Origin of the sequence: Acinetobacter nematophilus, assembly GCF_026344175.1 — a bacterium.
Lineage (GTDB): Bacteria > Pseudomonadota > Gammaproteobacteria > Pseudomonadales > Moraxellaceae > Acinetobacter > Acinetobacter nematophilus.
Map to the genome: position 1 here is coordinate 1 of NZ_JAPKMY010000014.1, position 26,969 is coordinate 26,969.

General features: G+C 38.3%; 27 protein-coding genes. 11 read left to right on the top strand and 16 right to left on the bottom strand.

All coding sequences use genetic code 11. From position 1 onward, the window contains the following. Positions 1 to 308: 308 nt before the first annotated feature. From OSH00_RS18655 to tauA, 6 genes are all read right to left on the bottom strand, one after another. Positions 309 to 2,432 carry an AAA family ATPase gene (locus OSH00_RS18655; RefSeq protein WP_266131669.1) on the bottom strand — a complete coding sequence of 708 codons (2,124 nt, stop codon included), beginning with the start codon at positions 2,430 to 2,432 and terminating at the stop codon, positions 309 to 311. A gap of 596 nt (positions 2,433 to 3,028) precedes the next feature. Continuing rightward, positions 3,029 to 4,930: a 5'-nucleotidase C-terminal domain-containing protein gene (locus OSH00_RS18660; RefSeq protein WP_266131670.1), complete on the bottom strand. Its 1,902-nt coding sequence runs from the start codon at positions 4,928 to 4,930 to the stop codon at positions 3,029 to 3,031. Positions 4,931 to 5,240: 310 nt separating this feature from the next. Further along, positions 5,241 to 6,104 carry a taurine dioxygenase gene (gene tauD, locus OSH00_RS18665; protein ID WP_266131671.1) on the bottom strand — a complete coding sequence of 288 codons (864 nt, stop codon included), beginning with the start codon at positions 6,102 to 6,104 and terminating at the stop codon, positions 5,241 to 5,243. A 135-nt stretch (positions 6,105 to 6,239) separates the two neighbouring features. Then, a complete protein-coding gene (gene tauC / locus OSH00_RS18670) occupies positions 6,240 to 7,079 on the bottom strand; it encodes a taurine ABC transporter permease TauC (protein WP_420909553.1) in 840 nt (279 codons plus the stop codon). Positions 7,080 to 7,081: 2 nt separating this feature from the next. Next, entirely contained in the window at positions 7,082 to 7,903 is an 822-nt protein-coding gene (gene tauB / locus OSH00_RS18675) for a taurine ABC transporter ATP-binding subunit (protein ID WP_266131672.1), read from the bottom strand. Positions 7,904 to 7,921: 18 nt separating this feature from the next. Next, positions 7,922 to 8,911 (bottom strand): taurine ABC transporter substrate-binding protein, encoded by a 990-nt coding sequence (gene tauA, locus OSH00_RS18680; protein WP_266131673.1) that lies wholly within the window; start codon positions 8,909 to 8,911, stop codon positions 7,922 to 7,924. A gap of 357 nt (positions 8,912 to 9,268) precedes the next feature. On the opposite strand from tauA, the gene OSH00_RS18685 reads away from it, so the two are divergent. Beyond that, entirely contained in the window at positions 9,269 to 10,276 is a 1,008-nt protein-coding gene (locus OSH00_RS18685) for a putative solute-binding protein (RefSeq protein ID WP_266131674.1), read from the top strand. An 80-nt stretch (positions 10,277 to 10,356) separates the two neighbouring features. Here the strand turns inward: OSH00_RS18685 and OSH00_RS18690 are convergent, their stop codons facing one another. Then, positions 10,357 to 10,623: a hypothetical protein gene (locus OSH00_RS18690; RefSeq protein WP_266131675.1), complete on the bottom strand. Its 267-nt coding sequence runs from the start codon at positions 10,621 to 10,623 to the stop codon at positions 10,357 to 10,359. A gap of 825 nt (positions 10,624 to 11,448) precedes the next feature. Here OSH00_RS18690 and grpE point away from each other — a divergent pair. The 6 genes from grpE to OSH00_RS18720 all read left to right on the top strand — a co-directional run bounded on the left by grpE (position 11,449) and on the right by OSH00_RS18720 (position 15,928). Continuing rightward, the gene (gene grpE / locus OSH00_RS18695; RefSeq protein WP_266131716.1) at positions 11,449 to 11,988 is read left to right on the top strand and encodes a nucleotide exchange factor GrpE; all 540 of its coding nucleotides are present in this window, start codon (positions 11,449 to 11,451) and stop codon (positions 11,986 to 11,988) included. A gap of 166 nt (positions 11,989 to 12,154) precedes the next feature. Continuing rightward, positions 12,155 to 14,098 carry a molecular chaperone DnaK gene (gene dnaK, locus OSH00_RS18700; protein ID WP_266131676.1) on the top strand — a complete coding sequence of 648 codons (1,944 nt, stop codon included), beginning with the start codon at positions 12,155 to 12,157 and terminating at the stop codon, positions 14,096 to 14,098. An 86-nt stretch (positions 14,099 to 14,184) separates the two neighbouring features. Continuing rightward, positions 14,185 to 14,547, top strand: coding sequence for a MerR family transcriptional regulator (locus OSH00_RS18705; protein WP_266131677.1), 363 nt, complete (start codon positions 14,185 to 14,187; stop codon positions 14,545 to 14,547). Positions 14,548 to 14,596: 49 nt separating this feature from the next. Further along, complete coding sequence (locus OSH00_RS18710; RefSeq protein WP_266131678.1) at positions 14,597 to 14,893, top strand: putative quinol monooxygenase; 297 nt, start codon at positions 14,597 to 14,599, stop codon at positions 14,891 to 14,893. 103 nt (positions 14,894 to 14,996) lie between these two features. After that, complete coding sequence (locus OSH00_RS18715) at positions 14,997 to 15,413, top strand: hypothetical protein (RefSeq protein ID WP_266131679.1); 417 nt, start codon at positions 14,997 to 14,999, stop codon at positions 15,411 to 15,413. A 2-nt stretch (positions 15,414 to 15,415) separates the two neighbouring features. After that, positions 15,416 to 15,928, top strand: coding sequence for a hypothetical protein (locus OSH00_RS18720; RefSeq protein WP_266131680.1), 513 nt, complete (start codon positions 15,416 to 15,418; stop codon positions 15,926 to 15,928). Positions 15,929 to 15,938: 10 nt separating this feature from the next. Here the strand turns inward: OSH00_RS18720 and OSH00_RS18725 are convergent, their stop codons facing one another. Beyond that, on the bottom strand, positions 15,939 to 16,427 hold the full coding sequence (locus OSH00_RS18725) for a hypothetical protein (protein WP_266131681.1): 489 nt from the start codon (positions 16,425 to 16,427) through the stop codon (positions 15,939 to 15,941). Between the two features lie 176 nt (positions 16,428 to 16,603). Here OSH00_RS18725 and OSH00_RS18730 point away from each other — a divergent pair, with 176 nt between their 5' ends. Beyond that, a complete protein-coding gene (locus OSH00_RS18730; RefSeq protein ID WP_266131682.1) occupies positions 16,604 to 17,524 on the top strand; it encodes a matrixin family metalloprotease in 921 nt (306 codons plus the stop codon). A gap of 112 nt (positions 17,525 to 17,636) precedes the next feature. Then, positions 17,637 to 18,020, top strand: a complete 384-nt coding sequence (locus tag OSH00_RS18735) for a hypothetical protein (protein WP_266131683.1) — start codon at positions 17,637 to 17,639, stop codon at positions 18,018 to 18,020. Positions 18,021 to 18,090: 70 nt separating this feature from the next. Here the strand turns inward: OSH00_RS18735 and OSH00_RS18740 are convergent, their stop codons facing one another. From OSH00_RS18740 to OSH00_RS18760, 5 genes are all read right to left on the bottom strand, one after another. Next, on the bottom strand, positions 18,091 to 19,380 hold the full coding sequence (locus tag OSH00_RS18740; RefSeq protein WP_266131684.1) for a lytic murein transglycosylase: 1,290 nt from the start codon (positions 19,378 to 19,380) through the stop codon (positions 18,091 to 18,093). Between the two features lie 575 nt (positions 19,381 to 19,955). Beyond that, entirely contained in the window at positions 19,956 to 21,077 is a 1,122-nt protein-coding gene (locus OSH00_RS18745; RefSeq protein WP_266131685.1) for a 5-(carboxyamino)imidazole ribonucleotide synthase, read from the bottom strand. Between the two features lie 15 nt (positions 21,078 to 21,092). After that, positions 21,093 to 21,605: a 5-(carboxyamino)imidazole ribonucleotide mutase gene (gene purE, locus OSH00_RS18750; RefSeq protein WP_004718991.1), complete on the bottom strand. Its 513-nt coding sequence runs from the start codon at positions 21,603 to 21,605 to the stop codon at positions 21,093 to 21,095. Between the two features lie 295 nt (positions 21,606 to 21,900). Further along, positions 21,901 to 22,245, bottom strand: a complete 345-nt coding sequence (locus tag OSH00_RS18755) for a DMT family protein (RefSeq protein WP_266131686.1) — start codon at positions 22,243 to 22,245, stop codon at positions 21,901 to 21,903. A 63-nt stretch (positions 22,246 to 22,308) separates the two neighbouring features. Continuing rightward, the gene (locus tag OSH00_RS18760; RefSeq protein WP_266131687.1) at positions 22,309 to 22,878 is read right to left on the bottom strand and encodes a hypothetical protein; all 570 of its coding nucleotides are present in this window, start codon (positions 22,876 to 22,878) and stop codon (positions 22,309 to 22,311) included. 205 nt (positions 22,879 to 23,083) lie between these two features. On the opposite strand from OSH00_RS18760, the gene mpl reads away from it, so the two are divergent. Then, positions 23,084 to 24,451, top strand: a complete 1,368-nt coding sequence (mpl, locus tag OSH00_RS18765) for a UDP-N-acetylmuramate:L-alanyl-gamma-D-glutamyl-meso-diaminopimelate ligase (RefSeq protein WP_266131688.1) — start codon at positions 23,084 to 23,086, stop codon at positions 24,449 to 24,451. A 43-nt stretch (positions 24,452 to 24,494) separates the two neighbouring features. Here the strand turns inward: mpl and OSH00_RS18770 are convergent, their stop codons facing one another. From OSH00_RS18770 to OSH00_RS18780, 3 genes are read right to left on the bottom strand one after another with little or no spacing between them, the layout of a single operon-like run. After that, positions 24,495 to 24,869, bottom strand: coding sequence for a hypothetical protein (locus OSH00_RS18770; RefSeq protein WP_266131689.1), 375 nt, complete (start codon positions 24,867 to 24,869; stop codon positions 24,495 to 24,497). A 55-nt stretch (positions 24,870 to 24,924) separates the two neighbouring features. After that, positions 24,925 to 25,209: a GNAT family N-acetyltransferase gene (locus OSH00_RS18775; protein WP_266131690.1), complete on the bottom strand. Its 285-nt coding sequence runs from the start codon at positions 25,207 to 25,209 to the stop codon at positions 24,925 to 24,927. Positions 25,210 to 25,262: 53 nt separating this feature from the next. Then, positions 25,263 to 25,550 (bottom strand): GNAT family N-acetyltransferase, encoded by a 288-nt coding sequence (locus OSH00_RS18780; RefSeq protein ID WP_266131691.1) that lies wholly within the window; start codon positions 25,548 to 25,550, stop codon positions 25,263 to 25,265. 174 nt (positions 25,551 to 25,724) lie between these two features. Here OSH00_RS18780 and OSH00_RS18785 point away from each other — a divergent pair, with 174 nt between their 5' ends. After that, entirely contained in the window at positions 25,725 to 26,933 is a 1,209-nt protein-coding gene (locus OSH00_RS18785) for a sugar transporter (RefSeq protein ID WP_266131692.1), read from the top strand. The last annotated feature ends 36 nt before the right edge of the window (positions 26,934 to 26,969 follow it).

Genomic DNA, 26,969 nt, shown 5'->3' on the forward strand with positions numbered 1-26,969 from the left:
ACCTTCTAAAACCTAACTTAATCAATTCAACCAAGTCATTGTTTTATCAGAAGTTTTAATCTTCATCACCGCCGATGGATGTGCATTCTACAGCATTCCCTATCCAACACAACCCCTTTTTTTAATCTTTCTGTTCGGATGGATGTTTTTTCCTCAAATCCACCCTTTTTTTGGCTTCTTTATCTATTTTTTAAGCATTTTCATCTATTTTTTTCATATTAAATCTATTTGGTTGCTGTGTTTTCCATACGAAAGCTAAAAAAACTCGGCTTATTTCTTGTTATCGCACTTTAAAAAGAAAAACCGCATCAAGTTGATGCGGTAAATCCTATACTTTGTGTGTTTTTATATTTGGCCGCCATTTCATCGGCAAGATGTTGCACAATTGCATCCACATTTTCAAAAGGATGAAAACAAGACTGTCGTACAATCACCGCAAAGTCACCGGCACTTAAACGGTCTAGCGCATTTAACTTCGCCTTGATCACGGATTCATTAACAACGAGCTTCAGTTGCGCACAGACACTTTCCAGTAAAGCCAAGCGTTGAGCATAATTTAAGAAATCAAAATGCATCTTAAAATCAAAACGGCGCATGGCTGCTTGATCCAATTGATCAAAGCGATTGGTTGTTGCAACCATAATGCCATTGAAGCTTTCCATCTGTACCAAAAACTCGTTGACTTGTGATACTTCCCAAGAACGTGTTGCTTGACGACGGTCTTGTAGCAAGGCATCGACTTCATCCAACAGCAAAACAGCCTGCATCTCTTCCGCTTCCTGAAAAGTTTTCGCAAGATTTTGTTCTGTTTCACCTACCCAGGCTGAAATTAAATCCGAGCCACGCTTAATCAGCAATGGTCGATTGATGCTTTCGGAAAGCCATCTTGCAAATGCCGTCTTGCCTGTTCCTGATGCACCATATAAGCATAAACGTCCAAAACCATGTTGCTGTATCCCTGTTGTGATTTCAGCAAGATTTGACTTACAGTTGATATAGGTCAAATCATAGAATTTCGGTAATGCATTGCAATCCTGCAACTTAATACGTTGATGTCCTTGCGCTCCCAGTGTATTGGAAATCAGTTTAGCCATACTTTCCTGTACCACTAAATTTTCATTTTCCACCTGTGCAGCTTTTGCAACACGATAACTTCGACGCAAAATTGCAGGCGATAGCTGTTCCACATTGGCGAAAGCTTGTTGATACATCATGTTGAGATCATTACCGCAATGCTGTTGTATAAAGCTACTCCGTTGCTGTTTAGGGGGCACTTTAATTTCTAGTACCATATCAAAACGACGTATAAACGCAGGATCAAGTTGTTCAGAGTTTGAAACCCAAATCGTGGGTGTGCGATTTTGTTCTAATATCCGATTGACCCAAGCCTTACGACTTTGTGCTGTGCTTTTCATGCCGACGCCATTTTCAGTGTCATTGAAAACATCTTCCACTTCATCAAACATCAATAAAGCAGATTGGCTGTCAAAAATGCATTGTGCTGCACGATAAGCACATAAACGCCCTGTCGCTGAAATCGCATCGCCATCTTCATCTTCACAAGAGATTTCAAAAAGTTGCACGCCCATTTCTTGTGCCAAAGTTTTACATAGCTGTGTTTTTCCTGTACCAGAACTCCCATACAGAAAAATATTCACACCCTGTTGTTTACTCAATTTCACTTGCTTTAGATATGCCATCAGCAAGGTCAATTCAGAGGCTAAATGCGGATAGTCCTGAAGCGTTAATTCAGCAACTTGGCTTTTATTAATGGTGCCAACAAAAAGATCCATCACATCATTGGTTTTAACCAATAATTTATCGGCCAATTGGTTAGAGACCAGATTCAATTTTCCACGTAAGTAATTGCGATAGTGCTGCTGCACACTGATCAAGCCACTACGATGTAAACGCCCTTGTACTGACAGCGCTTGACGGATCTCATCATAAGGCAAATCCAAAACGACGGCTAAAGCACGAATCGTTTTAGATGCAGTGAGTTCACCAATCGTATCGGCAATATCATCTAAAAGCTGCTCACTGTTGAGCATTACCACAAAACCTAAAATCGTACTTTCAACATCATTTAAATCCAGTAATTGCTGGATTAATTTCAGGTTATATTGCAGCTCATCACTAAATTGAAAAGCCTTCGATAAGTTTTGCTGCTGAGTGCTTTTATGCAATTGATTGAGTTCTTGATATGCTGCTTGCTCATTAAATTGATCTGCCAGTAATGTCTCTGAAAAACCCAGTTTTTTGGCAATCCATTGATGACTGAAACAATGATCAGAAATAAATTCTTTTGCACCGCCCAACTCTAGCAAAAATCGAAAAGCCCAAAGTTTTACAATCGGGGAAATTTCAGCAAAATCTGCGACCTCAACCTGTTGCTTGGTTTGCGCAAAAGGTTGATTGATATATTCGTTCATATATTCACTTTTTTCTTTTCATGTCCGGGTTTGGCTTTGTGCAATCTGCATTTTTATAAGCAAAGCGAACCCGAAGAACATGTATATTCTTTAAAATAAGGTATTCTTTTCGTTTAATTTAAACGATTAAAATGTATGGGGTCTATTGAAAGCCCAAAATGAGAAATACGTTAAACAGCATGATTGTTCTCCCGAATATTGAATTTAAATGTAGATTCAAATTACATTTCAAACGCATGTTTAAAATGTACTGGGTTTAATCAAGATATTATGGTTATCCTGCAACCAGTCAGTGGTTGGCTACAATCTTGTCAAATGGCAACGTTACAAGATCAAATAAAGTCAGTGAAAGAAAAAATTAATGTCATCATTGTGGTTATTTAAGCCATCATGGCTAAATTTTGGCTCATTTTAATGTTAAGCAGATATTTTTGCAATTATTTATTCACGCTTTTGTTCATCATTTGATTTTGGAGTAATCTATTTTTTACATGAGATGATTTAAAAATTTTCAATATTCATTTTCTATCTCCGCTTTATCAAGATACAACATATAAAAAATCCCGCCTAAGCAGGATTTTTTATTTTCTTTAAACTTACTTGGCTTTATCGATAAATAGCTGAGTACTGTATTCAGTGGTTGCTAATTTATTAATTTTCTTTTGACCCTCTTGACCAGCCAAAGCTTGGGCATATTTGAGGAAAGCTTCTGCATAATCCAAGCCAACATCTAAACGACGTTCCCCAGTAATGGTTTTTAAAGTCGTATAGTAATCTCCGCCATTGGCAAGAAAATCTATGGTGATTACTTTATAAGTTTTGTTCAGATCAAGATTTTCATATTGTCCAGATGCATTTCGCACCTGTATTTGGCTAAGACGTTGGCCTTTGTCTTTTGTAAAATCAACATTCCAACGTAAACCACCTGTATACGGATAACTTCCCGTATTATTCTGAGCAATCACACCATCTATTGCATCTTCCAATGTTGCTTTAACTTCAGCACCCGACAAATCTAAACGCAACAATGTATTTTTAAACGGCAAGACGTTGTAAATTTTACCCACGGTTACATCGCCTAAAGCCACATCTTCACGTACACCGCCGCCATTTTGGAATGAAATATCTGCACCAAAAAACGTTTTGCCTTGTTGTAAAAATGCTTCGGCAATAATTTGTTGAATATCCCCACCATGTTGATCCACATGGGTATTTTTATTACACACGTCTCCTAATGTTGAGCGATTTACATCCCGTTGTGTACCTGGTACACGGCGCGAGCACAAGTTATCTGTTGCCTGTCCTACAATTTTCTGAGCAAAGCTTTTCTTTTGCTCCTGATAAGGTTTTAAAACATCTAGCGTTTTTTGTAATGGTGTGACTACAGTAAACGGTGCATTGTCTGCTTTGAATTGAGCGAGTATTGCTTGTTTTTCAGTTTCAGTGACTGCTTTTGCATCTTTCGCTGTACGGGTAAAGTTATTACCAATTAAAACATGTGGTGTACCATTACAACTTTCCAGATTGCCATTCTTGTCGAACTTAACATTGAGATCCCCAACTATATAACTATATTGCCAAGCTTGAGCGACACAGACCAATTGACCATCTTTATTGCGTAGCTGAGTCGGATAAGCGCCTTCAGGCGTCATTCCATATTTTTTAAGACCGTCTGGACCCAGTAAAGTATGTGAGTCCCCACCAATAATCACATCAACATCTGTCAGTGATTTTGCCAATTGTTGATCGAGGTCATATCCCACATGGGTCTGTAGGATAATATTTTTGATACCTTGCGCCTTATATTGATTAATTTCTTTCTGTGCTGTTTCAATTTCATCAGCAAACAGTGTATCTGCATTCGGTTGAGAAGAGTTTTTGGTTTTCTTGGCCACGGTTAAACCAATGACCGCAAATTTAACACCCTCTTTTTCAAAGACCTGTGATTTCAAAATACGATTGGTCTTATACAAAGGAGACGATGCACCAAAACTCACATTGGCCGTCAGGACTCGGGTCTTTTCTTTACAAGTACCTTGATCAAGAAAACCTATAAATTTCTTTAAGCCATCATCTTTAGAGTCAAATTCATGATTTCCAGGAGTAAATGTATCAAAACAAACGGTATTCATTGCATCCGCATCTGCTTTACCGTCAGTGAGGTTATAGTACAAATCTCCTGTGATCGCATCCCCTGCATGGATTTTAAAAGCGTTTTTCTTTTCTGCTGCCAGTTGATTTATTAAGCTGGCGACACGTGCAAAACCACCGCTTGTAACACTAAATTCTTCTTCTCCAGTCCCCACGTTAGTTTTAAATTTAATGCTTTCTTCATCTAAATGTGAATGGTGATCATTAATATGTAGGATGTTTAACTCTAATGGTTTTGCTTCTACAGGTTGGTCAACATTTGAATGATCATTGTCATCATTACACGCCACCAGTAACGTAGAAAGCATACTCAGCAAAAATATTTGCTTTTTCTTATTAATCAACATGATATTTCCAACAAGCAATAAATTATTCTTGCCTAGTATGTTGATCATTTATTTAATTTTGATGAATAACTAAACATTTTTATTATAAAAAACCTACATTGAAATCTTGAATTTTCAAATGATTTAATAACTTTAATCACAAAATCCTGCATAAATCTCAATGTATCTTCTCAAGTTTTAAAACAGCTTTCTTATATTTATCGGGAAAACACTTATGTAAGCTTTTAAGTTTTATTGATTTTAAATTTACCAAGTTCAAATGCTAAAAAACCAATCAAATTTGATTGGTTTTTTAGAAAAATTGAAAAGATTAATCTGCTTGATAAAAAGGTCGATCACCCATCAATGTTGCCCGATTCATGACACGATGCTGTGGGCGGTAATCATCCACTGCATAGTGGAATGTACAACGGTTATCCCAAAATGCAACATCATTGGCTTGCCAAGACCAACGCACTACAAACTCAGGTTTTTGAATATGTTCAAATAACATTTTCAAAACTGCATCACTTTCTTTAGCTTCTAACTCATTGATTCGTGTGGTAAACCCTTCACTCACAAATAAGGCTTGACGACCTGTAACGGGATGGGTACGAATCACAGGATGACTGATGGGCGGATGCTTTTTCTTGGCAGCTTCCAACTTTTCCAACTCGACTGGATCACCCCCAAAGCGATCAATTGGAAATGAACGTGCTATATCATGTGTTGCGGTTAAACCCGATAGCATGTTTTGCATTGGTCGAGACAAGGCTTCAAAAGCTGCTGTACCACTTGACCAGAGTGTATCGCCACCCCATGCTGGAACTTTCTTCGCACTCAAAATTGCACCCATTGCAGGTTCTTCAAGGAAAGTGACATCGGTATGCCACAGTGCATTGTCACGCAAATCATTTAATTCAGTATCCAAAACCATAATTTCTGGTTGTTCTGGAATATTTGGATAAATGGGATGAATATGCAACTGGCCAAACTGTCGGGCAAAAGCAGCATGTTGCTGAGCCGTCATCGGCTGATTTCTAAAGAAAATAACCTGATGTTTTAACAAAGCTGTTTCAATCAATGTCTTTTCTTCAGGCGTCAAAGGTTGATTAAAATTAATCCCTTCAATCAAAGCACCAATGGTCGGATTCAATGGTGTAATTTTAAAAGTATTTGATACAACAGCGTTCATTTCTTCCTCGATCATCTCACGATGTTTTAAAGGCAATTCATCATTATTAAAACTTAAAAAATGCTATAACTAATTTGAGTGCGACTGCCGTTTTATCAATAGCGTCAAAATTCCCCAAAATTTAAGTCAAAGCATTTATTGCACTTGCTTATCCCACGGAACCAGTTTCTTTTGTAAACGACGCAATCCTATTTCCAAAGCAAAAGCAATCACAGCAATAATCAAAATCCCCACAATCACCACATCTGTTGCCAAAAGTTGTGATGACGATTGCACCATAAAACCTAAACCTTCAGAAGCACCGACCAACTCCGCAGCAACCAAGGTGGACCATCCCACACCCAGTCCGATACGAATACCAGTTAATATGCTGGGTAAAGCGCTCGGTAAAACCACGTGTTTAATTATTTGCAATGGTGTTGCACCCAAAGACTGTGCTGCACGAATTTTTGCTTGATCAACGGAGCGAACCCCTGTCGATGTTGCGATGACAATCGGTGCAAAAATCGCAAGATAAATCAGTAAAACTTTGGACAGTTCGCCAATCCCACACCAAATCACGATCAAAGGCAAATAAGCCAAAGGGGGAATGGGGCGATAAAACTCAATAATTGGATCGACAACACCACGTATCACTTTATTTCGACCGATCGCAATGCCTACAGGAATAGCCGTAATTACTGCCGCAATTAAAGCTGTACCGATACGGCCTAAACTTGCGCCAATATGACTCCATAAACTGATGCTCATGTAGCCGTTGGCAATCAAATCCTGTAAACGGTCCAATACTGCAACTGGTGATGGCAAAAATAAAGCATCAATCCAACCTAAGGCAGTGACTAACCACCAACTTGCAAGCAATGCAACAATTGTGATGCTACTGATCAAGGTAATATTCACTTCACGTGGAACACTACCTTTCTTGGGCTGAGGTTGAGTCGAGGTCATTAATTTAGGGTCTAATTGTGCTGTCATAATTACACCTTTTCCCCTTGAACGGGCGCACGTTGAACTGTACCCCTTGAGTCTTGATGATTTTGAATAAATACCCGGCTCAACACATGTTCTCGCGTTTCAATAAATTTTGGATCAGATTTGATGCTTCGTGCTGACTCACCGCCGGCATATCTTTTTGCAAAATCCAGCGTTAAACGCTCGACTATTCGTCCCGGATTGGGCGCCAAAATAATCAGATCTGTAGCAAGAAAAACAGCTTCTTCAATATCGTGGGTAATTAAGAAAGTTGGCTTTGCGGTACTTTTCCAGACATCCAACAATAGACACTGCATTTGTTCACGTATGAAAGCATCCAAAGCACCGAAGGGTTCATCCATCAATAAAATTTTAGGATCTGAGGCCAAAGCACGTGCTAAGCCTACCCTTTGTCGCTGACCACCTGAAAGCTCCCAAATATGCCGTTGCCCAAATCCTTCTAAATTAACCAGTTTAAGTAATTCTTGTGCACGTTTTTGGCGCGTTCGTTTATCAATACCCGCCAACTCCAAACCGAAAGCAATATTGTCCTCGACATTCTGCCAAGGGAGCAAAACATCATCTTGAAATACCACACCACGATCACGACTCGGTGCAAGGATGGCTTCACCATCAAGCTTGATACTTCCCATCTGTGGACGTGTAAAACCTGCAATCAGGTTCAATAAGGTGGTTTTACCACTTCCTGAGGCACCTAAAGCAACCATAAGCTGCTCTGAGCCCAATTGAAATGACACATCTTGCAGTACCGGTTGCTCAGCACCTGGGTACTGTGCTTGGACATGTTCTACAGTCAATACAGCCATGATGATTACTTCCGATTTCTATTTCGACGCGTTGATAAAACGTGTATTTATAAATTGTTGATAATTTGGTGAAACTTTCTTAACCAAGCCCTGTGCCTTCAAAAAGTTGACTGCATTGGCAATATTTTGTGTGGTTCGCCCACCTAAATACTGTGGGCTTAATTGCGCTTGGCGATCAGGATAGTCTGCGCCTGCTAGAAGCATGGGAACATCTTGTGCATCAACACCCGTGATTTTGGCAATTTTTTGTACTTCAGCTGAGCTTGCAGTCCAATGGCGCTTATTTCGGTTATAGGCATCATAATAATTCAGGGTCACCGAGGAGAATTTACTGAGTACTTCAGGGTGCTTCTGTGCAAAATCCTTGCGTGCCACCCAAACTTCAAAGGTAGGCGAGCCCCATTGTCCAACCTGCCCTGCATTGGTCATCACCTTGCCGGTTTTTTTAATATTGGCAAGTGCTGGAGACCAAACAAAAGCGGCATCAATATCTCCTCGACGCCATGCTGCATTAATTTCAGCAGGCTTTAGGTTCAACAACCGTATTTGATTGGTTTTAATATGCCAGTGTTGCAATGCACCCAACAAACTGTAATGCGAAGTGGAAGCAAATGGTGTCGCCACTTTTTTTCCGATTAAATCTTGCGGGCGATGGATACCTGAACCATTTCTGACCACCAAGGCTTCTGCACTTTTTAAATCTGTTGAAATCAAAAACACATCGATTGGCAAATTATTGGCAACAGCAGCACCTAAAGGGCTAGATCCAATCAATGCAATGTCTACTGAGCCTGAAGCTAATGCAGTTAAAACTTCAGCACCACTGTTAAATAAGCGCCAATCCAGTTTTTCCCCAATTACCTTGTCATATACGCCATCTGCCTGAGCAACTTTGGCAGGCTCTATATTGGTTTGATAGCCAATCACGATTGGACGTGCATTCACCCAACCACTAGAGCTGAACACAGCTAAAGATGAGCAAAGTAAAACAAGTTGCTGAAATTTCATGATCAAAATAGGCAGACAATTCAAGGAAAAAGAAGGAAAGCGAGTTCATGTTACGATTTTTGTATATTATTAAAAAATATGTTTTTTAGATTTGCTTATTCACTTTCTTCATTAAGAAGTTGATCCATTTTTATACTCATTGGTATCTCGATCAAAATTAAGCATATTTTATGAATCTAATTTCAACTATTAAAATACGATAAAAATCTCAATAAAAAAATTAAATGAATATTTAGTCACATTAATTAGCACATTCAAGGGTTTACTCATCGGAAATAGAGTAAAAACTCTATTATCATTCAAATAAAATTACTATATTGATTATAAATAAAGCACTTTTGAGTATAAGGATATAACATGAAAAAGGGATTTATTGCTTTTACAACACTCGCATTACTTGGATTATCAAGTATTTCTCAAGCAAAACAGGATGTTTGTGTATTTGATTTATTAGGAAAAGCGGGTGAATCCTATAAGATGATGGAAGAATGGGCACTCGCTGCAAAAGCATGGAATACCGATATCCAGCTGATTGCTTATCAAAATGAAGAACTGGCTGAACGAGATTTCCAAAGTGGTAAATGTGATGCAGTCTTCTTAACCGCAATGCGAGCGCGTCAATTTAATAAATTTGCGGGTTCTATTGATGCACTTGGTGGGGTCCCGAACAATGCTATTGCTTTAAAAGCGATTAATTTCGTTCTAGATAAAAGAAATACCCAAAGACTGAAATCAACAATCAATGGTGTGGAATATGAAGTGGGTGGTATCGCACAAATAGGACCAGCTTATATCTTTGTGAATGATAGATCGATAAATACCATTGAAAAAGGAAAAGGTAAAAAATTCGCTGTATTATCCTATGATAAAGCCCAGATTGCAGCAGTAAAACGTGTGGGTGCAATTCCTGTCTTGTCTGATATTTCAGATTTTATTCTTAAATTTAATCAAGGCAAAGTGGATATGGTTGGTGCACCTGCTTATGCCTTCAAACCTTTAGAACTTTCAAAAGGTTTGGGTTCAAATGGCGCGATGTTTAACTTTCCAGTACTCAATGTCACAGCCGATTTGATTTTCAATACCAGTAAATTTTCTCCAGGTTTCGGGAATCTATCCAGAGAATGGTTCCTTAAAAAAATGCCAAAACAATTTGAGATGGTCAAAAAACAAGAGGAAACGATTCCAAATAAATATCGTCTCAATTTAAGCAAAGAGGATAAAGAGCGCTATCAAAAACTACTTCGCGATACACGCTTAGAATTGACCAAACAAGGGGTTTATGACCCAACCATGATGTCTGTGCTTAAACGAGCACGTTGTACTGTAGATCGGACCAACTTTGAATGTTCACTCGCAGGTGAATAAATATTGATCCGATCTTGTTAAGTATCAAAATCAGGCGCTGGAGGCATCCAAAAGATCGCCTGATTTTTTTATTTCAGCAGTTATTGAGCTGAAGGTTGTTCACCCAAAGTTGGATCTTGGGTTGCTTGAGCAGGTTGTGATTGCTGAATTGTTGCATCGCCCTCTACGGCAGTGCCCTGTTGAGCAGGATCAACCGTTGACGTTTGTGCAGATTGCTGCTGATCTGCTGACGCCATTGGTGCTGATTGTGTAGTTTCAGGAGTTTGTGTGCTTTCATTTGAAGTACATGCTGTACTCATCACCGCAACACCTGCCAACAACATAAAAATGAGACCTGATTTTTTCATCACTAATTCCTTTATCATCACTCGATTAAAAAACGACAATACAGTCCGCATCGTCGTGCTGACTATGATTGCTATTTTTTCAACAAACTTCGTTGCAGCTTGGTAAGACTTTTAACGTGTTGCCGTATAAGTTCTGCAAAGTTTATTAAATCAATGATTTATTTTGAATCCGATTTATTTTTAAGTTAAGCCTTTCATTTATCTCATTTTTTATATATGAATCCTACTCGTAAGATAAAAAGCTTAAGTCAAGAAAAAATATTTTTACCGTAAAAGTCTCGCACTGGTTACATTGTTAATGCTTTTAAAAAACAAAAAAAAGCTTATCCAAGAAGATTGGATAAGCTATGAAAAACAGATTCAAATAATAAAAAGAAACTACAGCCATAGAATCTAAGGTGCATAATAAAGAAACTGAATAGTTTTCGCAAAGCCTTATTTTCAATAACTTTAATCGGTTTTATATATTAATTTATAATTTTTATCTATTCATTCAATTTTAATTTTTGAATTTAATGGTCATTTTTCACAATTTCAAAATAGAGAAAAAACAAAGGCTCAATTTTTTCTGTGTAAAAAAACTGTGTATTTGCTGAATATTCACACAATAAATTAAGATTTATATGTCGTTCAGTTAAGCTTTTGAGTTTTTTTGCTGAATTTTATTAAATAATATCCAATCTTGCTTGAATTTTATTAGCTCGCCCACATTTCATATTCATTGACGAATTAAACGACCATGGCAGTTCAAAAATGAACACAGTGCAAAACTGCTGCCGATAAGGACTGTACATGTTTAAGAACCCATTTAAACGGAGTAAATCAATGGCAACTGAGCAAAATCAAGAAGCCCAAGATCTTCAAAACGAGCAAGCAGAACAGCAAACTCAGACTGAAAATGAACAGGTTGAAGTTACCGTTGAAGCTTTACAAGCTCAAATCAGCAATTTAGAAGAGAGTTTAAAACTGGAAAAAGCCCGTACGGCAAATGCAGTATATGAAGCACAAAAAAGTGTCGAACGTATTCAGCGCGATGCTGAAAAACATAAAGAGACTGCTTTAGAAAAGTTCGCAAAAGAGTTATTGGACTCTGTCGACAATCTTGAACGTGCCATACAAGCAGGTGGTGATGAAGAAACACCTGTACTTGAAGGTGTAAAACTCACCTTAAAGTCTCTTTTGACCACTTTGGAAAAGTTTGGTGTGGTCGAAGCAGATACTCGCAATGGCTTTAATGCAGATTTACACCAAGCCGTAGGGATCGATCCAAATGCAGCTGCGAACCAAATTGGTACAGTATTGCAAAAAGGTTATACCTTAAATGGACGACTACTTCGCCCTGCAATGGTTATGGTAGGTCAATAAGCTGAATAAAACAGGGCTTTTTGAAAATATTTTCATGAATTTTCTCAAATAATGACTTGAAAATTTTTGAATGGCTCTCATATCGGATAACAAGAAAATCCTTTTAATGCTCCCTTTTCTAAAGGGGAAATAAAAGGGATTCAAAAGAATTTAGAGGAATAGATTTATGGCTAAAATTATTGGTATTGACTTAGGTACAACTAACTCATGCGTTGCTGTACTTGAAGGCGATAAAGTTAAAGTAATTGAAAATGCTGAAGGCGCGCGTACAACACCTTCTATCGTTGCATATAAAGATGGCGAAATTCTTGTGGGTCAATCTGCTAAACGTCAAGCAGTCACCAACCCTAAAAACACATTATTCGCGATCAAACGTTTGATTGGTCGTAAATACGAAGATCAAGCTGTACAAAAAGATATCGGGATTGCACCATTCAAAATCATCAAAGCAGACAATGGCGATGCTTGGGTAGAAGTGAATGATAAAAAACTTGCACCTCAACAAATCTCAGCAGAAATTTTGAAAAAAATGAAAAAAACTGCTGAAGATTATTTAGGTGAAACAGTAACTGAAGCAGTAATTACTGTCCCTGCTTACTTCAATGACGCTCAACGTCAAGCAACTAAAGATGCGGGTCGTATTGCAGGTCTAGAAGTTAAACGTATCATTAACGAACCAACTGCTGCTGCACTTGCGTTCGGTATGGATAAAAAAGAAGGCGACCGTAAAGTTGCAGTATATGACTTAGGTGGTGGTACATTTGACGTATCAATCATTGAAATCGCTGACTTAGATGGCGACCAACAAATTGAAGTATTGTCTACTAATGGTGATACATTCCTTGGTGGTGAAGACTTTGATAATGCATTGATCGACTATTTGGTTGAAGAGTTCAAAAAAGAACAAAATTTCAACTTGAAGCAAGATCCTCTTGCATTGCAACGTTTAAAAGAAGCCGCTGAAAAAGCCAAAATTGAGCTTTCTTCATCAAATTCTACTGAAATTAACTTGCCATACATCACTGCGGATGCAACAGGTCCTAAACACTTAGTGATGAATGTAACACGTGCGAAATTAGAAGGCCTAGTTGCTGACTTAGTTGCTCGTACGATTGAGCCTTGTAAAATTGCGCTTAAAGATGCAGGTCTTTCGACTTCTGATATCTCTGACGTGATTTTGGTTGGTGGTCAATCCCGTATGCCAATGGTTCAACAGAAAGTACAAGAGTTCTTCGGTAAAGAACCTCGTAAAGATGTGAACCCTGATGAAGCTGTTGCAATTGGTGCTGCAATTCAAGGTGCAGTATTGTCGGGTGACAAAACTGACGTACTTTTACTTGACGTAACACCATTAACACTGGGTATCGAAACCATGGGTGGCGTGTTAACTGCAATTATTGAGAAAAACACCACGATTCCTGCGAAGAAATCTCAAGTGTTCTCTACAGCAGCAGACAACCAACCCGCAGTAGACATTTCAGTGTACCAAGGTGAACGTAAAATGGCTCAACAAAACAAATTGTTGGGTAACTTCCAATTAGGCGACATCCCACCTGCTCCACGTGGTGTGCCACAAATTGAAGTATCGTTCGATATCAACGCTGATGGTATCTTAAAAGTATCTGCAAAAGATAAGAGCACTGGTAAAGAGCAATCGATCCAGATTAAAGCAAACTCAGGTTTGTCTGATGCTGAAATCGAAGCAATGATCAAAGATGCTGAAGCAAATGCTGAAGAAGATCGTAAGTTTGAAGAGCTTGCAAAAGCACGTAACGAAGCTGATGCTTTAGTTGCTTCTGCAAACAAAGCGGTTAAAGATCTTGGTGAGCAAGTCACTGCTGATGAAAAAACTGCAGTTGAAACAGCGGTTTCTGAATTAGAAGTCACTGCGAAAGAAAATGATGTTGATGCAATCAAAGCAAAAACTGAAGCTTTGCAAAACATCATTATGCCGATCACTCAGCGTGCTTATGAAGCAGCTCAAGGTCAAGGTGGAGCTCAAGGCTTTGACCCGAACCAGTTCGGTGGTGAAGCTGGTCAACAACAGCAAAAAGCTGATGATGGCGTAGTCGATGCTGAATTTACTGAAGTGAAAGATGACAAAAAATAATTTGTCACTTTAATCTAAAAAACCGCTCAAGGTCTTGAGCGGTTTTTTTATGATCCTACATTTACTTTTAAAGCATTGAGGTCTTTTTGCTAATCTCTGATATTTCAAAAAAAATCGGTTTATCCATCCATACCCTTCGTTACTATGAGCAAATTGGATTACTGAAAAATATTCGCCGTAATTCATCTGGACAACGTGTCTACACATCGCTTGATCTGGAATGGCTTGAATGGATCAAACGATTAAAATCAACAGGTATGCCTCTAGAAAAAATTCAAGATTTTGCCCAATTTCGCCTACAAGGAGAACACACATTAAAACAAAGACGGCAGCTTCTGATTGAGCATTCAGTTCAATTAAAACAAGAAATTCAAAGACTTCAACAAGAGCAAGATATTGTTGACTATAAAATTAAACTTTATGCAAAAAAAATGCTTGAGCTAGAGTGAACTCAAGCAATTAACATTTTTACTCCCCCATTTAAATCGGAGTAAATATATGTTTAGCTCAGGCTTTTACATCACCGCAGAATTAAAAATTATTGATAAAAATAAAATCTCAGAAACCTGTGAAGCTTTACAATCGTTATGCAGAATGACGCTTCAACAAGAATCAGGATGTACCATATTCCAACTGCATCAATGCCAACAAGAGCCAACACGTTTACTGCTCTGGGAACGCTTTGATTCAGAACAAGCGTATCACGCGCATTTTACACAGACTTATACGCAACAATACCTTGCACGAAATCTAACGGAAGTCGTGCAGCATTTCGTTAGCGATTGCGTGTTATAAAACCTCATCCATAGACAGGCTCATTGTGATTTTTTAAGATGATGAATTGCCAATTATCGCTAAATCTTTTATCTTAATAATCACAATAATAATGGATCAAACAATGAAAAACTCCCCTGCTGTTTCACCCACTGTTTATTATAGTTTGATCCTTGCCCAGTTTATTTTGCCCATTATCGCCGCAATCATAGACGTATACAGTACCGAAGCTGAGTTAGTACTGCTGGATAGAACACTGTATCAAGACCCACAGACTTGGGAGCTGGCTGTGTTGTCAATCGCGGGCCTTATTATACTGATCATTACCTTTGGCTTATGTTTGAAAAAAGAATGGGCAAGAAAAGCGTATCTCTACAGTTTTTTTCCAACATTTCTGCTTTATTTCATGCCTTATATGCACTGGATTTACATGACCAGTTATGCCGCGATTTTTAATGATCTTGCCTTTGTTTGTTCGGGGATCTTATTGATGATTCTAGTAACGCCTGCTTTATATCGACCCATTTTTGAACACGATTAGTTATGTATAAAATCCTCGGTATCAGCATTGCTTTATATATTTTTTTAGAAATTCTATGTCATGGTTTTGCACTTTTTGCGCGCAAGATTGTAAGCCATTCAGATACGCAAAAGCTAAACAGCCCTGTGCAACTACAATTTATTCAGCAGAGCTTTTATCGCACCATGCTACTGGTCAGCATTGTACTGATGAGCCATTTTTATACTGATATGACCTTTTTTGAGCAGAACGATTGGATTCGCTTGGCATTGAGTATCTTGATTATTTTAATGATTCTGTTGGTGTTTTGGTGGATAAATGCTTTTATTGTGCGGCAAATTGTTTTAAAACAACAATACACTGTCACCGCCGTGTTTAAACAGAAAATCAGCTATATCATGTTGCATCCCTTACAATTCAAATCCCTGTATATCACTGCTGACTATTTAAGAATTTCTGTTTGGATAAATCGATTTCTCAGTATTTTGGCTTTTATCCTGTTATTTATCGATATTCACCTCTTGTTTAGCCCATAAATAAAAAAGATTAACCCATTGAACCTTCCATAGGCGTGCCTAGACTGAGGGATATGATCGTAAACAGGCCTTTCATCAATAAAAATAATCCTGCAAATATACATAGCAACATGAAGATTCTTTGCTTTTTAGTCAGACTTTCACGTATCTGTATATTGTATAGACTATCAGATTGTTTCTTAATGGATAAATGATCAGTGATAGCCTGAGAAATTTTATCTTCAATTGGATTGAGTGACGAACCATTGAGCACTTCTAAACAGTAGTTTCCAACCTGCAATTCACAATAAAACATCAAATTTGAACCACGTGTAAAACCATTTTTATGTGGCCGCCCGATGCTGGAGGTTAATTTAACCATTTGTTGAGAATCAATATTCATAATTTCTGGATGAATGAATGCCATAGGCGCAAGTTTAAATAACGGCCCTTCTTGCCAAATTGCATAACCGCCATTCTTCACAACTTTAAAATTTTTAGATTGCTGCGTTAATGGCATCTCTATCAATAATCTTGCTTTGAACAGTTTCACCAAGCAATACATAACATTCATCCAGCAACAAATGCCCGCAATTAAAAAAATCCAGCCTAAAATCAACATTCCATTCATCAGTGTTTGCGATTGTGTAATTTTCAGATAGATTATCTATAACAAAAATTATTTTTTAATCAAGCATGCGTTTTTGGATTCTTATCAGCATCATTATATTTACGGCATATTTTGCGATTCAACGCATGATGTATCCGCAACTCAACCATAATTCAGTGATTGATCGTATTACACACCCTTTAGATACTCGTTTACGTTATCGTGTTGGCGAAGTTGATCCTCGCTTTCATCTGAGTAAAGCACAGATAAAAAATTTAGCACAAGAAGCTGCTGATATATGGCACTTGGGTACGATGCAGCGTTTATTTGTTTATGATGATCAGGCAAAGCTGACGATTAATTTGATTTATGATGAGCGCCAAGCTGAGTCCATTGCCAGAACTCAAGCCTTACGTATTTTAGAAAATACTCAACAATATTCTCAAACTGAAAAGCAAAAAATTCAGCAACTCCATCTTGAATTAAATCAAGTCAATCAACAACTAGACTTTCAAAAAAACAGTTATCAGCACAAAGTTGAACAATATAATCAACTGATCAATGCGCTTAATCAATCTCGGCAAAATTTAAATGCTTCTGCAAGGTTTGAATTAGACCAACAAAAAAATCAGCTGATTATTGAACAGCATCAATTGAAGCAACAATTAGACATTTATAATCAAAAAGTTGATAGCTTAAACCGTCAAATTGAACAGCTTAACTCATTGAATCATCAGTATAATCAATCCGTTGATCAATTTAATACACGTTTCCAGCCTCGCCAGTTCGATAAAGGCGTTTTTGATGGTAAAAGCATTAATATTTATGAATTTGAATCAGATGCCGATCTGACAGTAACGATTGCACATGAGCTGGGTCATACTTTAGGACTTGCACATAACAATGATCCTAAAGCACTGATGTATCCGATGATGAAAGAACAAGATTTGAAAAATTTTAGATTAACTCAGACGGATTTAGCCATGCTAAACTCAAGACAACGATAAACAATTTTTAATGATGAACTATCAGCATTTAAATCCATAATTTCCTTATGTATTTAAATTATTTTTTTCAAATTCATGTTATTGTGAAGTTATGACGCAATGAATTGAGGAGATGACTGTGAGCTATTATCATATTATGTTGGAAGTAAATGATCATATCAGCACGATTGAGCAAACTCGTGATATTGAAATTTATGATATTACTGAACTTCAGCCATATCTTCATTCCATTTTATTGCCTTACTTCAATGAGCAAATTATTGAACTGGAAGATGAAAATATTGAGTTTGCAGATATTTTGCATCTTGAAATCAAACAAACCTTACTTCCAATCCAGCATTTGATTGAAGAAGAACAGAAACAATTGCCCAGTGATACAGATGTGACCATAACAGCCCATGAAATCTTTAATGATCGAGATCTCACTCAGGACGTTACTGCGGTCATTTTAGATGTACTGGAAGCTGTGAAAATCGATCAATCTGCGATTGAATAAAACCAATCAATAAAAAGGTCTGCAATCGCAGACCTTTTTATTATATTCACTGTCCTGAATATTCCATATTTTACTGCATCATACTCTTTGCAGCCTCGTTTCTAAACGCTTTTAAGATCTGCTGTCCTGCTCGACCTGATGGGCTCAGGCCCAACTTGACCTGTTCTTGTTGAATGGCCTGGCGAGTTTTATCCCCAATCAAACCATCTGCATCTCCAATCGCATAGCCTTTCTTCAATAAATAGTTTTGAATTTCACGGCGTTCGGCACGAGATGTTCCAGCATCTTCTGTTGGCCAAGCTGTTTGGAAACCGCCTTTACCCTGTAAACGATCGGATAAATGGGCAATTGCAAGTGCATAACTTTCAGCAGCATTATAGGAGTAAATTGCATCAAAGTTCTTAAACACCAAGAATGCGGGCCCATTTGCACCCGCAGGCATCATTAGACCAGCCTGAGCGCCTTCCGATAAATTGCCTTGAATGATTGGAGTACCATCAACACGAGTAAAACCACGATTGACCCAAGAACTGAGTGATTTTTTATTGCGACGACTTTCCCCAGATACCGATACTCCCGCAGGAATTTTTACCTCAAAGCCCCAAGGCATGCCTGTTTGCCATCCACGTTTTTTCAAAAAATTGGCTGTTGAAGCTAAGGCATCAGAAGTACTTGAAACCAGATCACGGCGTCCATCACCATCAAAATCTACAGCCAACTCTTCATAGGTTGAAGGCATGAATTGAGTATGACCGAATGCACCGGCCCATGAACCTTTCAGTTGATCTTCGCGTAAATCTCCACGTTGTAAAATACGCATCGTGGCAAAGAACTCGCCTCTAAAATAGCTTTGTCGACGCCCTTCACAACTCAATGTTCCTAAGGCTTGCAATAATGGATATTTCCCAGAAATATCTCCAAAATTACTTTCTACACCCCAAACAGCTACGACTGTTTCTGCGGGAACGCCATAAGCAGCCGCAACACGATTAAGAACATCTTGATGCTGACTTAGCATTTGACGCCCTTTTTCAACACGTTCTTCATCGACTAAACCTGAAAGATAGTCCCAAATCGGGGTCGAAAACTCAGGTTGATAGTCTAATTTACTGATGACTGAATAATCAGGTGTTAAATTTTGTGTATAGCGATCATAGGTTGAACCACTAACACCAGAGCTCACGGCTTGTGAACGTAAATTTGCAATACAGCTTTGAAAATTAGAATTAGGCGTATAGTCGGTATTCTGAGTTGTTGTCACTGGTGAGCTAGACACCGTCTGACCATTCATAATTAATTCAGCATTGGCATGTGATGCCGCGATTAAAACAGATCCACAAATCAAAGTTAAATGGCGCATAATATCCACAAAAATAGTTTTAAATTTAAATTATCTGAATACCATAACAGCCTGTGAATAAAATGACAGATGTAAAAACGTAAATTTTGAATTCATTTTCCAATTTTAAATTCAAAACTACTGACATCGTGACTTTAAATTTAAATAAACTTATCCACACCAGATTATCACCATGCTTTTTAAATTCAAATAATTCTATTTTTTATCCACAATATATTTCTCAATTCTAGCCAAACAAGTTATCCACATGGTTTATTTTAAATTCAAATCCCCATAAACTTTAAATTTAAAGTTTTAAATTCAAAATTTTTTAACACCGTGTCTTCGACTTTTTCTGTGGATAAGTCCTGAATCATACAATTGCGTATAGAATAATAAATTGCTTTGAATTCAAAAAATATCCTTTTTTATAAGATTAAAAATGCTTTTTTAACTCACTTATTGTTTTATACACAGTTTTTCGATCTGAATTGAAATCAGAATATCCAACAAATAAAGCAATGTCGTCATACAAAACATCGCCAAACAAAAAAGCAGCCAATACTTTGACTGCTTTTTTATATACAGTACGGAACTTAGATGCTCATATCTTCAGTTAAAGACAGCGGGTTTGGTAGAATTTTTGCTAACTGACGGCATAGTGTCGTTAATTCAGCAGAATCATTTGGCATCAACGTGATATGTCCAATTTTACGACCTTCACGCTCAGACTTGTTATAAAGGTGCACATGAGCACCTTTCAGTGCCAAAACCTCTTCCAAGGGTGGATATCGACCTATGATATTGACCATCACCGTTGGACGTACAACTTCTGTTGAGCCTAATGGCAAACCTGCAACAGCTCGAATATGATTTTCAAATTGCGAGCATACTGCACCTTCAATCGACCAATGCCCAGAGTTGTGCACACGTGGTGCCATCTCATTGGCGTACAGGCCTTTTTCAGTGACAAAAAGCTCCAAGGTCAAAACACCCACATAATTCAAATGATTCAAAAGGCGAGTGATATAATCTTGTGCAACAGGTTGTAAATCTGAACTATTTGGCGCAGGGACGATCGAATGTGAAAGAATGCCATTGTGATGATGATTTTCAGCCAATGGCCATGTTTTTACATCTCCATCAATACCGCGTACTGCGATAATTGAAACTTCACGAGAGAAAGTGACAAAGCTTTCAGCAATTAAACAACCCGCTGGGCCAAGTTCCGTCCAAGCTTGGTTGATTTGATCTTCTGCGCGTAATACAAACTGTCCTTTGCCATCATAACCGCCTGTCGCCGTTTTCAAGACGATCGGAAGCCCTAATTCAGCAACTGCAAGTTTGAGGCTATCCAGAGAATCTACCGCTTTATACGGCGCAACGGGAATCTCTAACTCATCAAATAACGCTTTTTCTGAAAGACGATGTTGAGCAATGGCTAAAGCTTGACGTGGTGGATGCAAGTCTTTTTGTTTGGTCAATACATCCACATCGATCAAAGGCGTATTTTCAAACTCAAGACTAAATACCTCAGCACTTGCAATAAAGTCCTGCAAGCCATTTTTAGCTTTTGATGAAAAAACTTGCCCCAATACCGCAGATGGACAATCTGTATTGGCTTCAAGAAAAGTACATTGAATATTTAACGGTAGCGCGGCTTGCGCCATCATACGGCCGAGTTGACCACCACCAAAAATACCGATGGTTTTATTCATAACCTGTGTCCCGTTTTAAGCTTGACCCGGAATGTTTTTGCTAGCCACTTTATCAGTTTGTGCCGCACGAAAATCTGCAACATTTTTTGCAATTTCCGGGCGTGTTAAACCTAGAATCTGCGCTGCCATAATTGCGGCATTGGTTGCGCCAGCAGGACCAATCGCCAGCGTGCCTACGGCAATCCCTGCAGGCATTTGTACAATAGACAGCAATGAATCTACACCGTTTAAAATCGAAGATTTTACGGGCACACCCAATACCGGCAGATCTGTTTTGGCTGCACACATACCTGGTAAATGTGCAGCACCGCCTGCACCCGCAATAATCACTTGAATACCGCGTTCACGTGCTGTTTCAGCATATTCAAATAAGCGGTCTGGCGTACGGTGCGCAGAAACAACTTCGGCTTCAAAAGGAACACCAAGCTGTTTGAGCATATTGGCAGTGTTTTCGAGAGTTGCCCAATCTGATTGAGAACCCATGATAATTCCAACTAGAGGAGCGTCTTGTACAGCGGCCGCATTCATTGCATATATTCCGTAAACGAATGTAAGGAAGTTTAAATACTGGTGACCAGTCTTTAAATGAATATCAAGAAGCTCGCTATTATAGACTGATTTTTCATCTCACGAAAATTTAACAGACGTCGTAGGCAATATTTTTTTAATTTAACCATCCTCACAGCTTGGATTTAAGTGCAATATCGGACTTGACCTCCTAAACAGCGCAAAAATCAAATATGACAGTCCACTTGTCTGATCAAAAATAATGATGAATTCTTTGATCGAATCACCACTATTTTTGATTAGTGTTGGTTTAATTTTACTGACTTCTAAAGACAAAGAATACACATCCCAACAGACATAGTCCTGCCCAGAGATAGTCCAATTTAAAAGGCTGTTTAAATAAAAAAATCATAAATGGAACAAAAACGAGGAGTGTGACGACTTCTTGGGTAATTTTCATTTGTCCCAATGACCAACCATGTTGAGCCAAAAGACGAGTTGCAGGAATCATAAAACTGTATTCAAGTAATGCGATGACCCAGCCCAATAAGATGGCTTGCCATAAAGGTGCTTCATGGAGGAACTTTAAATGACCATACCATGCCAAGGTCATAAAACAATTGGAAATAATCAGCAATAAGAAGGGAAATGATAAAGCCATTTTCAGCTCAAAGTTTGTGTATGCGTCGATAGATTACACTGCATTTTTTAAAAATAAAAAACATCAATTTTTATACTGATGGTGAGTGTACCAGTAAACATTATTCGCATAGTGCCTATACTTTCTTCGAATGGGAGAAAACTTAAGTTCATTTTGAGCAGTTTTTAAAAATTTTAGTAATAATAGACGCTTATCTTCATCAACAATGTTTCTATAACTCGAATCATTGAAGTATATTTTTTTACCATTCGTCAGATAGAAATGAATGGATATTTTTGAATTAAATAATAAAGGTGATTGAGTTGAATAATCATAACTGTAAAAACCCAAAATTTCTTGCTTGTCATATCTGTGAGGCTTTTGTTGATTAAGCTGAACATACATGTACTGACTGTCAAACCAGATCGTGACATCTTTTGAAAACAAACGTAGGATGCCTACAGTGGTAGCAAAATAAAACAGAAATGTTAAGCTTACTGGGCCTAAGTAAAAACCATCACCCAGCACAGAATAATAAGCCACTGCATAAATCAACATCACAGGTAAGGCAATCAATAAACTACTGATCGAAGAATAGGGATAAACCTGATTTAAGATGAATTTTTTTGCTGTTCCTTTTCGAGATTTTGACATGTCTGACAACAATGAATTTTATTTTACGGTCTATATTCAACTGCAAATATGCAGGATTTTATCCTCAAAAGCTATCCTTTAAAATCGTAACAAGAAAAACTATCTTTTCGCTTTAACCCTTGCTATCGTTGCTTTCAAATCAAATGAATCGGCTACACCACAACTACAAAGTGATGGGTCTATAAAAGCACTGGAGTTAAAACGAATGCATCTGCATATTTTGGGTATTTGCGGCACCTTTATGGGCTCATTGGCGTTATTGGCACGTGATTTAGGTCATAAGGTTACGGGTTCAGATGCAAATGTTTATCCGCCGATGTCTACTCAGCTTGAAAATGCAGGAATCACCTTAATGCAAGGCTATGACCGTAGCCATTTACAGCCACACCCCGATCTTGTGATTGTAGGAAATGCCATGAAACGCGGTATTGATGCTGTCGAATATATGCTGAATGAAGGTTTGGCATATATTTCAGGACCACAATTCCTTGCTGACCATGTATTACAGGGTAAACACGTGCTAGGCGTTGCAGGTACACATGGTAAAACCACAACCACAACCATGTTGGCATGGGTACTGGATCAAGCAGGATTAAATCCAGGCTTTTTAATTGGTGGTGTGCCTTTGGGTTTTAGTGAAAGTGCACGTTTAGGTGGTGGAAAATACTTCTGCGTCGAAGCCGATGAATACGATTCCGCGTTCTTCGATAAACGCTCTAAATTCGTACACTACCATCCCAAAACTGCGGTTTTAAATAATCTTGAATTTGACCATGCCGATATTTTCGATGATCTGGCTGCAATTCAAAAACAATTCCATCATTTAGTAAGAACCATTCCAAGTGAAGGACGTATTATTGCACCGATCACTGAAACCAATATTGACGATGTTTTGCAAATGGGTTGCTGGACACCTGTGGTGCGAACATCCTTGGACGCCAACGACAGTGCTGAAGTCTATGCTGAACAACTCTCTGCAGATGGTTCACATTTTAAAGTCCTTCAACATGGCGTGGTCAAAGGCGAAGTTAAATGGAATATGACAGGACAGCATAGTGTTGCCAATGCCTTAGCCACCATAGCGGCTGCGGAGCATGTAGGTGTAGACATTGCAACAGCTTGTGAAGCCCTGTCAAATTTTGGTGGAGTGAAACGACGAATGGAATTGCTCGATACTGTAAACGGTATTGAGGTATACGATGATTTTGCCCATCACCCAACAGCCATTGATACGACCTTAGAAGGTGCACGCAAACGCTTAGGCGAGCGTAAACTATGGGCAGTGATTGAACCACGTTCCAATACCATGCGTATGGGCAGCCATAAAGATGGTTTGGCACATTCTGCACGTTTGGCAGATGAAGTTATTTGGTACCAACCAGAGGGCTTGGATTGGGATTTACAGCCTGTGATTGACGCAGCCACAAATCAAGCGGTTGTGGCGCGTACATTGGATGAGATTATCAATACCATTTGCACTGAAGCAGGTGAGGGTGATGCCGTAGTGATCATGTCAAACGGTGGTTTTGGTGGATTACATCAAAAATTAATTGCTGCGTTAAAAGCAAAATAAGCCTTCTTGAAATGAAAAAACCACACAATGTGGTTTTTTTCAGTTAATCTGTGATTGCTGTTTTCTGTAAAGATTTAAAATCTTTAAGTTTGACCCATCCTTCAACCAAATCATCTTCGATATGTTGATTTGGATCATTAAATACTACATACACCCATTTTTGTTTTGCTTGATCTATGTAGACTGAATATGCTGTGACATGATCATTTTGAATAACAAAAGTATCGTCCATTTTACAGAGCTTTTTAGGCGCTGAATGAAAATAAATACGATGTTTCGATTGAGCCACTAATTGCCAACGTGAGTTGATCTCTTGCTCTTTTTGATAAGCGCGTAAGTTTAATTCAAAACAGCTTGCTGCATACGTGAATATAGGGCTGATCAATAATGATAAAACAATCAGAATTTTTTTTAACATATTGAAATATCTAACTCAATTTTTACAGCCCAATCAAGTCAGGCATTTAATCCATCTATGCTTTCACGTCTGCAAAGCTTTTTTCACGTTTAAACATCACATCAACATAAGAACACGTTGGCACAATTTTTAGTTGTTTTTCTCGCGCAAATTCAACCAAAGTATCTAATAATTGGCGTGCCATACCCTGACCACGTAGGGAATCATCAACCCAAGTGTGGTTGGCAATAATTTGCTGCTCGCCACTCCAAACGTAGCTGATTTCAGCAATACGTTGTCCTTGTGAATTATCTAAGAAAAACTCACCCTTATGTTGATTATCGATATGTTGGAATTGCATCTATTATTTCTCGTTGATGATTTATGACACAATTCCACTTTAACAAAGCCAACTTAAGATTTCAAAACATCATGTATCGATTGATCTTTATCAAATACAGATTTTGAAAAAGGGCACAGAGGGATAATTTTCAAATTTTTTGAACGTGCCATATCCACCACTTGATCCAATAACTTACGTCCCACACTTTGACCACGCAACTCATCTTCTACAAGTGTGTGATCAATAATCAACATATTTTCACCTGCCCATGTATAGGCCATTTCAGCCAAATGGTGACCATCTTCACCAATATAAAACTCGCCTTTTTTTCCATCATCTTTGTGTCTAATTTCTAACATTTTATTGACTCTTTATATACATACAAACTTAAAAGCACATTCAAAATGCCATAAGTTTATGGGGTTTATTGTTAAGTTTTGTCCGACAATCCTAATTTTTATGTATCAAAACTTAAGCTTAACTTTATGCAAAAATCAGCCTAAAATTTAGTGCTAATCTTTGAAAATATGATCATGTCCAGTTCTTCTCCCCAAACGCCTACACCCCAATCTGCCCCCAGTGAAACGCAGCAATGGGTCAGTGTAATCAGTCTTGCCTTTGCTGCTTTCATTTTTAATACCACAGAATTTGTACCTGTAGCTTTACTCAGCGATATTGGTAAAAGTTTTAGTATGCAGGCAACGGATGTCGGCATCATGATTACCCTATATGCATGGGTAGTCGCGCCAATTTCTTTACCTATTATGTTACTCACCAAAAATATCGAAAGACGTTTTTTGCTGATTGGCTTATTTATGGTTTTCGTTGCCAGCCATGCTTTGTCTTATTTTGCATGGAGTTTTGATGTACTGCTTGCCAGCCGAATTGGTATCGCATTTTCGCATGCGCTATTTTGGTCGATCACTGCCTCGCTAGCCGTTCGTGTCGCACCCAAAGGTAAGGAGTTTCAAGCTTTAGGTCTATTGGCAACAGGTACAGCATTGGCGATGGTCTTAGGTATTCCTTTTGGTAGAATGGTGGGGGAATCTTATGGTTGGCGTAATACTTTTGGCTTGATCGCCATTGGCGCAACTGTTGTCTGTTTAATTTTAGCCAAAACATTACCACGCTTACCGAGCGTTAATTCTGGCTCTTTAAGCAGCTTAAAAGTATTTCTAAAACGCCCTAGTTTGATGATGGTCTTTGCACTCACTGTGATTGTGATTACAGCACAGTTTACGGCTTATAGTTATATCGAGCCGTTTGCCTTAAATGTTGCACATTTTAGCTCAACACAAACCACAACCTTATTACTCATCTATGGCGCAGCAGGCTTTTTCGGCTCTTATTTATTTGGAAAATTTGCTAAAAAATATCCCAAATTGCCGATCCCGCTCAGTAGTCTCATACTGGCAATGTCTATGTTGTTACTTACGACATTAAGCATCGATTTTATCAGTTTTAGCGTATTGAGTTTGTTCTGGGGAATGGCAATTATTTGTTTTAGTCTAGCTCAACAGGCCAAAGCATTAAATTTAGCCGCTGATGCAACAGATGTGGCGATGGCGATTTATTCTGGGCTTTACAATGTCGGTATCGGTGGCGGGGCACTACTCGGAGGTCTAGTTACTGCCAGTTATGGACTCAACCATATTGGTGTGGTTGGCGGTATCATTGCTGTATTGGGTACGCTGCTTGCGTTAGTGCTGGTACAACGTAAAGATTTTATTCAAAAAGCGTAAATTTACAAATTTTAAAGTGACATTTCAACTTAATAA